The sequence below is a fragment of the Serratia sp. S4 genome, assembly GCF_000347995.1.
GTDB lineage: Bacteria > Pseudomonadota > Gammaproteobacteria > Enterobacterales > Enterobacteriaceae > Serratia > Serratia quinivorans.
Genome location: NZ_KB661120.1, coordinates 4,799,510 through 4,811,356, shown reverse-complemented (window position 1 = coordinate 4,811,356; position 11,847 = coordinate 4,799,510). Strand labels below are relative to the sequence as shown.

Below are 11,847 nucleotides of genomic sequence, written 5' to 3'. Positions count from 1 at the left end.
GCTGTGGTAGTGCAAGAAAACGCTGACTAAAAGGTGTACGAAAAGCGCGCCAGTACCTGGACGGGATCGTCGGGCATGGCGTGACTGGACAGTAGCCAGCCACGGCTGGCTTCGACGTCGAGCGACGCCCGCTGGTAACGCAGAGTGGCGCCGGCACTCAGACCTGCGCTGCTTTGCCAGCCCGAAGGCCGATTGTCACGCGGCAGCACCCGGCCGACATCGCCACCAATGCGCGGGGTGAGGATGCTTTGGCCCAGGTTGAAGCTGCGGGACAGGGTATTTTGCAGATACCAGCCGTTATCGCCGGACAGCGTGCTGCGGCTGAAACCGCGGATCGCGCTGCGGTCGGTCAGGCTGAGCCATTCCACGCCGGGCAGGCGATCGCGGCTGTATTGCCCGTAAAGCAGGTTACTGAGCTGGTAGCTGGAACCGGCCAGGGTGAAACGTTGGTTGAGGTTGGCAAACAGCTTGCCCTTGGTGAATTGGGCATCGGGCAGCCCGGCACCGCCGTGGCTGTCGGCCCCAAACCACGGCAATCCTTGTTCCACGCTGAGGTTGGCGCTGACAAGCCCGCCAGGCAGGATCTGCAGGTGGTTAACGCCCAGTTCGAACAGGCTGAGCGTCGGGCTGCCGAGGCCGATACGCACGGTGTCGAAATAGTTATTGATGCGCTTATGGGTTAGCTGACCGCTCAGGGCGTTGATTTGATCGCGATCGCGGTAAAATACATAGTCGCCGCGCAGGCCGTACTGCTGGGTCTGGCCGTGCAGCTTATAGCTGTTGAACACCAACTGCTGGCGGTTCATGTATTGCGAATAGCTGGCAAAGCCGCTGAAGGTAAAGGCGCCGTAGGGCAGGGAATAGAGCAGGGTATAGGCGCGGTTGTAGCGCTGCGATGGGTCTTTCAGCGTGCCGGCGACGTTCAGACTGACAAAGTCCGACAGGCCGAATGGACTGTCCAGCGTTGCCGTGCTGCGCGCTAACCACTGGCCGGTATTTTTTTGGCCATAATTGTCCAGGGTGGCAGACAGCAACCAGGGTTTGGCATGTTGGTTGTGCAAGCGAATAATGGAGCCGCCGGTTTGGCTGCCCGGCAATATATCCAGACGGGTTTTGTTCGATTGCAAACGATTGGCCTGATCCAATCCCTGATCGAGCTGAGTTAATTTCAGCGGCTTACCTTCCAGTCCGGGGAATAATAATTGGCTGTTAACCCAACGATCGCCACCTTCTATTTTCTCGATAAATCCTTCGGTCACCCGCAGCCCTAATTCCCCCTCGGCATTAGGGCGAATAAACTGTACGCGGGCGGTGATATAGCCTTTATCAAGATATAAACGGGTTAATTCGCGCGCCAGGCGGTTGATGTCATTACTGCTGATGCAACGTGGTGGCAGTGCGCTGAGCGCCGCCAAATCTTTCGCCGACAGCAGGGTAATGCCTTGCAGATATACGCCATCGATGGGCAGGCACTGGGCCGAACGCGGTAATGCCGGGGTCGCAGGCTCGGGTTCTGCCAGTAATTGCTGCTGTTTAAGCTGTCGGTAGCGGCGTTGCTCTATCTGTTGATTCACTTCACGCGTGCCGTCTTGCAGGGCGCGGCGTGATTCACCCATCGGCGAAAAATGCTCCATTTCCGGCAGGGTAGCGGCGGGGAGTGCGGTGCTGAACAGCAACGCCAGTGCGACGGTTTTTTTAATCATTTTAATCCATTATGAGAAGCCAGCGGGGTGGCCTGCTCAATCCATGAGGTCAAGAAACGGACGGCCAGAGGCCGGCCCGAAACAGCGAGCGACAAGCACATTGCGTGATATCTCGATTTGCCGCAGGCAAATTAAGACGATGGGTATTTATCTAAATAATAATTAGGCTGCTTGTTTTAATTTTCTGATTCCTTTAGTTAATTAACTAAAAAAAGTAATTAACCTGTCCGTTATTTAAACTTTATCGGCACGGATGGGAAGAATCTGAATTTTTATTTTTCCTGGGGATAATAGGGGAACGGGATATTTCTGACAATCCGACCAGTGGCAAATACGAAATTTCGCAGAAGGGGTGGGGCGCAGTTATTTGCGCCCCGGAGTGAGATTATTTTTTGTCGGTCGGCCGACCGGACCAGTAACCCGCCAGCAGGGAGCCGGACAGGTTATGCCACACCGAGAACAGCGCGCCCGGCAGAGCGGCCAGCGGCGAGAAATAGATTTTGCCCAGCGTTGCCGCCAGCCCGGAGTTCTGCATGCCGACTTCAATCGCCAGCGTACGGCAGGTGGACTCGTCGAAGCCAAATAGCTTGCCGCCCCAGTAACCGCTCAGCAGCCCGATGGCGTTATGCAGGATCACCGCGATGATCACCACCAGCCCGACCGAGGCGATGTGGCTTTGGCTACCGGCCACTACGGCGCTGATGATCGCCAAAATACAGACCATCGACAGCGCCGGCAGAATAGGCTCAATGCGTTTGACGGTTTTGGTAAAGGTGTGGTGCACGATCAACCCCAGACCAATCGGGATCACCACGATCTGCAGAATGCTCAGCAGCATGCCCATCACATCGACGCTGATCTCGGTATCAACGTATAAGCGGGTCAGCAACGGCGTGGCGAACACGCCCACCAGCGTGGAAACCGCCGAGATGGTCACTGACAGTGCCACGTCGCCCTTTGCCAGATAGATCATGACGTTGGAAGCCGTACCGCTGGCAACGCTGCCAACCAGCACCATGCCGGCGGAAAGATCCGGCGGCATGTGGAACAGCATCGCCAGCAGCCAGGCCGCCAGCGGCATGATCAGGTAATGCAAAAAGATCCCTGCGGCTACCGGGCCGGGCCGGGACAGCACGCGCTTGAAGTCATCCAGCCGCAGCGTGACGCCCATGGCAAACATGATCAACATCAGCAGCGGGCTGACGTAGGGGCCGATACCGGTAAAGGTGGTGGGGGTGAAGTAGGCGGCGACGGCGAGCAGCACCGCCCACAGGGGGAATAATCGGGTCAATTTTGCCAGCATGAATGAGGTTTTCCTTAGCCAAATAGAACGATGGGATGGAGTTGTGTTTTTTTGCGAGTTCAGCGGACTGAACCCCTACGGTTATGAACTGATTTTTTAGATGTAGGGGCGCAGCATGCTGCGCCCGCAAGGGATGATAATAGTTTATTCGAACAGATTGTGATGCAGGGTGCGTACCACTTGCTCGGCGTCGTTGCCGGGCACCAGGAAGCACAGGTTATAGCTGCTGGCACCGTAGCAAATCATGCGGATATTGAACGGGTCGAGCACGCCAAACACTTCTTTGCCCACGCCGCAGGCCTGGGAAAGTTTGTTGCCAATCAACGCCACCAGCGCCAGGTTTTCTTCCACTTCCACCCGACACAGTGATGAAAGATCGGTCAGCAACGAGGTGGTCAGCGGGCTGCCACCGGTGTTGGTAGAGCCGGTAGTGTCCATAGTCAGCGCGATACTGACTTCGGAAGTGGTGATCAGATCCACCGAGACATTATGGCGCGCCAGAGTGTTGAACACTTCGGCCAGGAAACCGCGTGCGTGCAGCATGTTGAGGCTGTGCAGTGTCAGCAGGGTTTGCTTGCGGCGCAGTGCCAGTGCGCGGAACAGCGGCGGATTCTCGGTGGTATTACACACCAGGGTCCCCCCGGCGGCCGGATCCTTGCTTGAACCGACAAACACCGGAATATCGCACCGCACCGCCGGCAGCAGGGTCGCCGGGTGCAATACTTTCGCACCGAAGGTCGCCATTTCTGCCGCTTCTTCGAAGGTAATTTTATCAATGCGTTTCGCCGCCGGAACCACGCGCGGATCGGTGGTGTAGATGCCCGGCACGTCGGTCCAGATATCCACCCGGCTGACGCTCAGCGCTTCGCCCAGCAGTGCGGCGGTGTAATCGCTGCCGCCGCGACCCAGCGTGGTGGTGCGGCCTTTCGGCTCGCTGCCGATAAAGCCCTGGGTCACCACCAGCGCTTCTTGCAGGCGCGGTTTGAGCAGCGATTGGGCTAATTGGCTCAGCGCTGCGGTGTCCGGTGTGGCACGCCCGAAGTGGTCATCGGTGTGCATCACTTTACGCACGTCAAACCATTCCGCCTGCACCTGGCGAGCGCGCAGGATCTCCACAAACAGCAGGGTAGACATCAGTTCGCCATGGCTGACCAGTTCGTCGGTCAATGCCGCCGAGTTTGCCAGCGACGCCGCTTCGGACAGCATGGCGATGTTTTCCAGCATGCGGTCGATTTCTTCACGGACAACCGCCGGATTGTCGAGACGATCAAGGATAGCGTATTGGATGCGACGGATTTCATCGAGCTGGAAATGGCGTTTGTCGGCATCGCTGCCTTCGGCCAGAGCCACCAACAGGTTGGTGACGCCCGCAGAAGCGGACAAGACCACCAGGCGTACGTCCGGATTGGCGAGTACGACGTCGGCGCTGCGGTTCATGGCTTCATAGTCAGCAACGCTGGTGCCGCCGAATTTGGCGACAACGGTGGAATTCTGGGGTGCTGCTTGGTTCATGTAAAAACCTCGTGTCAGGGTGGCTCTATTCAGAGAGCGCTTTTTGCATAGCCTTGGCACAAGGGAGGAGCGATAAGCAGGGGGCAGACGTAGAGGTTAAAGCTACGATACACCCAGAAGCGCCCCACCTTGCTGATTGCCCCTACGGACAATCCCTGGTGACAACTCAGGGGATTCAGCCCCTGTAGTCGATACGATGAATGCCGCACATCACCTTACCTCGGCGTCGCTCCCCCTCAAGCGCCGTCATTGGACAACGGCTCCTCTGACACTCTACCTGGGCGACGCACCTCTTCTGGCTTGCACACCGGGTGCGCAAGTAGGCTGTTAGGAATAGCCGGTAATCGCGCTGCTGTCAACGTCCGGACGTTGAGGGATTTTCATCTTGTACCAGTGCAATCAGCGTACAGGGCATAGATGGGACGAAACCGGTACCGATCGGCTGCAAAGTGCCGTCCTCGCGCTGACTGAATAGCGGAATAACGCCCTGATGTTTCTCAAGATATTCCAGCCAGCCAAAGTTCTCGTTCAGCTTGGTGGCCTTGATGGCCGCCCCCTGGGCGATCAGACTGCTTAAGCGGCCATAAGTAGCTTCTTGATTAAATAAAACCTCATGCCGACGAAAGCGCGAGCTTTCACCACTGTTGCCGCGGCCTTTCAGCGGGGCACCGGAGCGGATGGCGAACACCTGCCCGTCGCCAAAAATATGGCCAAAGTGATAGACCGCCAGCGCATTCTGATGGCGGTTGGGCGACAGCGCCAACACCTGCGCGGTATCGCTGAGATCGAGGTAGTTCTCGGCATGTTCGGAGTAAGCATGGCCATAATAGGCGGGGATGCCGTCCATACGCGCCTGGCGGTAATACTCCCAACTGCTGTCGGTGACGATCACCGGGATATTCATTTTTATCAACGCCTGCGCCAGCATGCGCGCCACGCTGTTGGCGCCGACGATCAGCACGCCGCGTGGTTTTTGCTGCTGTACCCGCAACCAGCGTGCCATCATGCTGCTGGTCAGGCTTTGCAGCACCACGGTACCGATGATCACGGCGAACACCACGGTCACCAGGCGATCGGCTCCAGGATAACCGCTGCGTTGCAAGGTCAGGGCGAACAGCGAACTGACCGCCGCAGCAACGATACCGCGTGGCGAAATCCAGCACAGCAGCAGCCGATCGCGCCAGTGCAGGGAGGAGCGCCAGGTCGACACCGCAATACACAGCGGCCTTGCAATAAACTGCACCACCAGCAGCAGGCCCAGCAGCGGCCAGCCCATATTCCACAACGCCTGGATATCAAGCCGCGCTGCCAAAATGATAAACAGCGCCGAAATCAGGATCGCCGACAGCTCTTCTTTAAATGCCAGGATGTCGCTGGTATCGACATCGCGCATATTGGCCAGCCAGATGCCCATCACCGTGACGGTCAGCAGGCCGGACTCGTCGGCAATGGCGTTGGACAGGCCAAAAGCGGTGAGCATAATTGCCAGCACCGCCAGGTTTTGCAGGTAGCCCGGCAGCCAGACGCGGCGTAGCGCCACGCCCAGCAGGTAACCGAACAGTGCGCCGGCCACCAGACCGACGGCGGCGGTAATACCCAGGGTGTAGAACAGGTGAGTGTAAGATTCCGAATGCTGTTTCAGTACGATAAATTCAAACACCAGCAGGGTGAAGATAGCGCCGACCGGGTCGATCACTATCCCTTCCCAGCGCAGCACCTGGTTGATATTGGCGTTGGGTCGCACCACCCGCATCAGCGGGGCGATCACCGTCGGGCCGGTGACCACCGTTACCGCGCCGATCAGCGCCGCCAGCTCGGGGGGGAAGTCCAGCAGCCACCAGCAGGCCACGCCGATCACCAGGAAGGTCATCAGCATGCCGATGGTTACCAGGTTGCGCACTACGCCACCCAGGCCACGAATTTCCTCGACCCGCAGCGTCAGCGCGCCTTCGAACAGAATAATGGCGACCGACAGCGACACCAGTGGGAACAGCAAATCGCCAAACAGCGCGTCCGGCTGGACCCAATGCACCACCGGGCCCAGTACCACGCCAAACACCAGCAGCGGCAGAATGGCCGGCAGGCGTAACAGCCAGGCCAGCCACTGCGCCAGCAGCGAACTCAATCCAATAACCACCAACATCAACGGGGCAGATAATTCCATAGTCATGTCCTTCGTGTTTCAAACCGCAGCCTGATTGGCCGCGCATCCTTAGCCTAATTACGTCAATGACGTGGTGATAACCTGACACAGCTTAGTGACAGTTAACTAACCCTGATAACAGGCTGTTATCCAAAAGTATAGGGGAAGAGCTGAAACGATGCGGCGGCGTTTGACAGTTAGCGCCTATCGCAAGAAAAGAGATCATAATCACAGTCGAACAGGCTACAATCGGACAACCACGTCATCTTTATTCTCAAGCCTAAGAGTGTTGCTATGAAAAATATCAATCCTAGTCAAACCGCTGCTTGGCAAGCCCTGCAGCAACATTTCGAACAGATGAAAGATGTACAGATCAGCGATCTGTTTGCTCAGGACAAAGAGCGTTTCTCCAAGTTCTCTGCCACCTTCAACGATCAGATGCTGGTGGACTACTCTAAAAACCGCATTAGCGCGGAGACCCTGGAAAAGCTGCAGGCACTGGCGAAAGAAACCGATCTGCAAAGCGCGATCAAATCCATGTTTGCCGGTGAGAAAATCAACCGTACCGAAGACCGTGCGGTGCTGCACGTTGCCCTGCGTAACCGCAGCAATACCCCGATTATTGTGGACGGCAAAGACGTGATGCCGGAAGTGAACGCGGTGCTGGCCAAAATGAAACAGTTCTGCGACCGCGTGATTGGCGGTGACTGGAAAGGTTACACCGGCAAAGCCATTACCGACGTGGTGAACATTGGTATCGGCGGTTCTGATCTCGGCCCTTATATGGCGACCGAGGCGCTGCGCCCTTACAAAAATCACCTGAATATGCATTTTGTCTCCAACGTTGACGGCACCCATATCGCCGAAACGCTGCAGCCACTGAACCCGGAAACCACCTTGTTCCTGGTGGCGTCCAAAACCTTCACTACTCAGGAAACCATGACCAACGCCCACAGCGCGCGCGACTGGTTCCTGAGCACTGCCGGTGACCAAAAACACGTGGCGAAACACTTTGCTGCGTTGTCGACCAACGGCAAGGCGGTGGGTGAGTTCGGTATTGATACCGCCAACATGTTCGAATTCTGGGACTGGGTCGGCGGTCGTTATTCCCTGTGGTCGGCGATTGGCCTGTCAATTGCCTTGTCGCTGGGCTTTGATAACTTCGAACAGCTGCTGAGTGGCGCGCATGCGATGGACCAACACTTCGCACAAACTCCGGCAGAGAAAAACCTGCCGGTGCTGCTGGCGCTGATCGGCATCTGGTACAACAATTTCTTCGGTGCAGAAACCGAAGCTATCCTGCCTTACGACCAGTACATGCACCGTTTTGCTGCTTACTTCCAGCAGGGCAACATGGAATCCAACGGTAAGTATGTCGATCGCAACGGCAACCCGGTGGATTACCAGACCGGCCCAATCATCTGGGGCGAGCCAGGCACCAACGGTCAGCACGCGTTTTACCAGTTGATCCATCAGGGGACCAAACTGGTGCCTTGCGACTTTATCGCACCGGCCATCAGCCACAACCCGCTGAGCGACCACCACGCCAAACTGCTGTCGAACTTCTTCGCACAGACCGAAGCGCTGGCGTTCGGTAAATCGCTGGAAGTGGTAGAGGCCGAGTTTGCCGCACAGGGTAAAACGCCGGAAGAGGTCAAGCACGTGGCGCCGTTCAAGGTGTTTGAAGGCAACCGCCCGACCAACTCCATCCTGCTGCGTGAGATCACCCCGTTCAGCCTGGGCAGCCTGATTGCCCTGTATGAACACAAGATCTTCACCCAGGGCGCGATCCTGAACATCTTCACCTTCGACCAATGGGGCGTGGAGCTGGGCAAGCAGCTGGCAAACCGCATCCTGCCGGAACTGGCGGGTGACGAAGCGGTCAGCAGCCATGACAGTTCAACCAATGCGCTGATCAACCGCTTTAAAGAATGGCGTTAATTACCGCCTGAATTGATGCCAATAAAAAACCCGCCAAGGCGGGTTTTTTTACATCTGAACGATTACAGATCGATTGGCACTTCGAAACTGATGCCTGCGCCCACGTCATCGGCGGTGCTGGCATGGCTATCGGTGTACCACAGGCTGGTATCGAATTTGACCTGGGAAGGAAGGGTGTAACCCCAGCCCAGTTGAATGCCTTTCAGCGTGTCAGATTTCGGGAACGCCTGGTTGATTGACTGGTTGTTCGGGTTCACTTTGGCATAGACCAAACGGGTGCTCCAGCGTTGGCTGTCGTCCAGCACCAGCTCTACTCGGCCGGACAGCATTTGCCCGTCGCCGCCCATGGCATGACCCAGTGGGTAGCCTTGCTGGTAGTAGCCACCTTTGTAAATGTAGTGATTGTACATAACGTTGTTGGCATTGCCGTTGGAGCGAGTATCAGTGCCCTCAATGTGCCAGTTGATGGTGGTTGGGCCCCATTCCGGGTGGCCTTCCAGACCTAAAAGATAGGCATTGTGCGACGGCAACATGCCGGCTTCATCTTCACCGGTGATTTGGCCGTAGAAGCTGACTGGCAGGCCGATCAGCGGCTGCATTTTCAGCTTGAAGTCAAACCCGCCAAGCTGGTTGCCCGGATCGTTTTTCGGGTCGCCGGTGTTGTCATTGCCGGTCACACCGTCCCAGAACGAACTCCAGGAGTGCGGACGGCCATCGCCACCCCACATCATGACGCGTGAAGCGCCCAGCTCGAGGAAGTTGGTCGGCATCATGGTAAAACGACCGCCAATCAGTTTGGTATCAGGCACGGCAGTGTATTGCGACAGCTGGCCGGCGGTCAGCTGGTACTGCCAACGGCCAATCCACGACAGCCAAGGGGTTTCAAACGGTGATTGATCGGCTCGTTGCAGCATAAAACCGGCAACCGGGCGTGCGGCGTCGGAACGAATCAGGCTGCCGTCATAGCCCGGCCCCCACCATTGGGAAACCTCGCCAAAGGACAACCATTGGTTCCAGATTTTCACTGCACCATAGGAGCCGTTCAGGTTGAATTTGGAGCCGTCGCTGACGCGTTGATCGCCCTCGACCGAACCCTGAACGCGCACGTCCCAGAACTCGCCGTTGGCACCGGCACCGATAGTCAGACTTTGGTCAGCATATTGGTTCTGGCCGAAACCCTGTGGCGTGCCCGGTTTGTCGGTGGCAGCGTAGCCGCTGACGCGAATATTGGCTTTTAAGTCACCGACGCGGCGTTGAACGCGGTCGAGAACGTTTTTCTCGGTGTTGGTTACCGGTTTGGCCTGTGAAATTACGGAGCTGATTTCTTCCTGGCTCAGTGGCCAGGTGGACAGGCTGACGTTGATGACGCCACGGTCGGACAGCCAGGCGAGGTCATTACGCAGGTCATTATCAGGGGTTACCAATCCGCTGGCATGGCCGCTCAATGCACAGGTAAACAGGCCTGCGGCGACCAGTCCGTTAAGTTTAGCGCGCATAAATATTCCCTTGTTAATTCGAGTTGTTTGTTTTATGTAAAGATCTATGACCCATCATAGTGGACATTTCAATTTGCTACAAATATATCCATATGAAACATTAAAGTGTAACCTTTTGAATAATATTTAATTTTTTCAGGCCCTGCGCAGATGTTAATTTTTAAGATAATGCCTATGTCAGGATGCGCGAATAACTACAGTGGTATTGATGGGGAATATTTATGGCAAAAACCTCTCGTTCGGTGATGATCGCCAAAGGGTTGCAACGGGTGTTGAACGTGGGGCTGTTGCTGCTGGCGGCGATCCTGATCGTCTTTTTGGTGAAAGAAACCATTCATTTGGCGAAAGTCTTATTTGTAAACAACGAGGAATCGACGTCCTATTTGCTGATTGAAGGGATTGTGATTTACTTCCTCTACTTTGAGTTTATCGCCTTGATTGTGAAGTATTTTGAATCGGGTTATCACTTCCCGCTGCGCTACTTTATTTATATCGGCATCACCGCGATTATTCGTTTGATCATAGTGGATCATGAAAACCCAATAGACACGTTAATTTATTCTGCCGCGATATTGTTGCTGGTGGTGACGCTTTATCTGGCTAACACCGACCGTTTAAAACGAGAGTAAATAGTATAAAAATGGCGGCCCAGAGGGCCGCCGAAGACACAGGTATAGATTACCCGTCGCCTTTCAAGCTACAAGCGTTGTTAACTGCACTCGCCAACCCCAGTTACTTACTAAAGTAAGCGCCTGAGGATGGGCGAGCTGGTCGCCTAGCTGTAACTTGAAATCCATAGGGTAAAGAAATAGAACGAAGTACATCAAGCGTATTGCAGTGGCACAAAACTAACCTTTCACCCCACCGGCCGTCAGGCCACCGACCAGCCAGCGCTGCGCCAGCAGGAAGACGGCGGTAATCGGAATCGCTGACAGCACCGCCGCAGCGGCAAAGTCGCCCCACAAATAGTTCTGCGGGTTCAGATATTGCTGCATCCCAACCGCCAGCGTATAGCTGTTGACGTCGCGCAACAGCAGCGAGGCCACCGGCACCTCGGTGATGGCGGCGATGAACGACAGAATAAACACCACCGCCAGAATCGGCACCGACAGCGGCAGTAGCACCAAACGGAAAGCCTGCCACGGGCTGGCCCCGTCCAGTGCCGCCGCTTCTTCCAGCGAATTATCGATGGTTTCGAAATAGCCCTTGATGGTCCAGACGTGCAGCGCGATGCCGCCCATATAGGCGAAGATTACACCGCCGTGGGTGTTCAAACCGATAAACGGAATGTACTGGCCCAGGCGATCGAACAGGGCGTACAGCGCCACCAGCGACAGTACCGCCGGGAACATCTGGAAAATCAGCATGCTTTTCAGCAGGGTGCTTTTACCGCGAAAACGCATGCGGGCAAAGGCATAGGCACAGGTGGTAGACAGCGTGACGATGCCGATGGCGGTGATCACCGCGATCTTGATCGAGTTCCACAGCCACAGCAGGACCGGGAACGGCGGTGGGGTGACGCTGCCATCGGCGTGCGTCACGCTCATGCCGAGCGCCAACCGCCAGTGATCCCAGGAAATTTGTTCCGGTATCAGGCTGCCGGTGGCGAAGTTGCCAGAGCGCAGCGAGATAGTGACGACCATCAGCAGCGGGAACATGATCAGGGCGATAAAGCACAGCATCAGTGCATGGGTTATCCACAGGCGCAGACGCTGGGATTTGGGTTGGACCATAGCCATTATTTTTCTC

The 11,847-nt window shown here is 56.2% G+C and carries 8 protein-coding genes and 1 riboswitch; of the genes, 2 read left to right on the top strand and 6 right to left on the bottom strand.

The genetic code is table 11. The features are described 5' to 3' along the window. Positions 1-26: 26 nt before the first annotated feature. From SERS4_RS0123155 to SERS4_RS0123140, 4 genes are all read right to left on the bottom strand, one after another. Positions 27-1,703, bottom strand: coding sequence for a ShlB/FhaC/HecB family hemolysin secretion/activation protein (locus tag SERS4_RS0123155; RefSeq protein WP_012147175.1), 1,677 nt, complete (start codon positions 1,701-1,703; stop codon positions 27-29). Between the two features lie 385 nt (positions 1,704-2,088). Then, complete coding sequence (panS, locus tag SERS4_RS0123150) at positions 2,089-3,006, bottom strand: ketopantoate/pantoate/pantothenate transporter PanS (RefSeq protein ID WP_017894223.1); 918 nt, start codon at positions 3,004-3,006, stop codon at positions 2,089-2,091. 144 nt (positions 3,007-3,150) lie between these two features. Next, complete coding sequence (gene lysC / locus SERS4_RS0123145; RefSeq protein WP_012147173.1) at positions 3,151-4,518, bottom strand: lysine-sensitive aspartokinase 3; 1,368 nt, start codon at positions 4,516-4,518, stop codon at positions 3,151-3,153. 109 nt (positions 4,519-4,627) lie between these two features. After that, positions 4,628-4,821, bottom strand: a riboswitch (Lysine riboswitch). Between the two features lie 52 nt (positions 4,822-4,873). After that, on the bottom strand, positions 4,874-6,682 hold the full coding sequence (locus SERS4_RS0123140; protein ID WP_017894222.1) for a sodium:proton antiporter: 1,809 nt from the start codon (positions 6,680-6,682) through the stop codon (positions 4,874-4,876). A gap of 273 nt (positions 6,683-6,955) precedes the next feature. On the opposite strand from SERS4_RS0123140, the gene pgi reads away from it, so the two are divergent. Then, on the top strand, positions 6,956-8,602 hold the full coding sequence (pgi, locus tag SERS4_RS0123135; RefSeq protein WP_017894221.1) for a glucose-6-phosphate isomerase: 1,647 nt from the start codon (positions 6,956-6,958) through the stop codon (positions 8,600-8,602). 62 nt (positions 8,603-8,664) lie between these two features. Here pgi and SERS4_RS0123130 read toward each other — a convergent pair whose 3' ends face one another. Then, positions 8,665-10,098 (bottom strand): capsule assembly Wzi family protein, encoded by a 1,434-nt coding sequence (locus SERS4_RS0123130; RefSeq protein ID WP_017894220.1) that lies wholly within the window; start codon positions 10,096-10,098, stop codon positions 8,665-8,667. A 221-nt stretch (positions 10,099-10,319) separates the two neighbouring features. Between SERS4_RS0123130 and psiE the strand changes: the two genes are divergently transcribed. Next, a complete protein-coding gene (psiE, locus tag SERS4_RS0123125) occupies positions 10,320-10,727 on the top strand; it encodes a phosphate-starvation-inducible protein PsiE (RefSeq protein WP_012147169.1) in 408 nt (135 codons plus the stop codon). A gap of 219 nt (positions 10,728-10,946) precedes the next feature. Here the strand turns inward: psiE and malG are convergent, their stop codons facing one another. After that, positions 10,947-11,837, bottom strand: a complete 891-nt coding sequence (malG, locus tag SERS4_RS0123120; RefSeq protein WP_012147168.1) for a maltose ABC transporter permease MalG — start codon at positions 11,835-11,837, stop codon at positions 10,947-10,949. Between the last annotated feature and the right edge of the window lie 10 nt (positions 11,838-11,847).

What these genes read in the sequence shown, in the direction of transcription:
- panS (WP_017894223.1), bottom strand. Translation starts at nt 3,006, where the DNA reads ATGCTGGCAAAATTGACCCGATTATTCCCCCTGTGGGCGGTGCTGCTC.
- psiE (WP_012147169.1), top strand. Translation starts at nt 10,320, where the DNA reads ATGGCAAAAACCTCTCGTTCGGTGATGATCGCCAAAGGGTTGCAACGG.
- SERS4_RS0123130 (WP_017894220.1), bottom strand. Translation starts at nt 10,098, where the DNA reads ATGCGCGCTAAACTTAACGGACTGGTCGCCGCAGGCCTGTTTACCTGT.
- SERS4_RS0123155 (WP_012147175.1), bottom strand. Translation starts at nt 1,703, where the DNA reads ATGATTAAAAAAACCGTCGCACTGGCGTTGCTGTTCAGCACCGCACTC.
- SERS4_RS0123140 (WP_017894222.1), bottom strand. Translation starts at nt 6,682, where the DNA reads ATGGAATTATCTGCCCCGTTGATGTTGGTGGTTATTGGATTGAGTTCG.
- lysC (WP_012147173.1), bottom strand. Translation starts at nt 4,518, where the DNA reads ATGAACCAAGCAGCACCCCAGAATTCCACCGTTGTCGCCAAATTCGGC.
- pgi (WP_017894221.1), top strand. Translation starts at nt 6,956, where the DNA reads ATGAAAAATATCAATCCTAGTCAAACCGCTGCTTGGCAAGCCCTGCAG.
- malG (WP_012147168.1), bottom strand. Translation starts at nt 11,837, where the DNA reads ATGGCTATGGTCCAACCCAAATCCCAGCGTCTGCGCCTGTGGATAACC.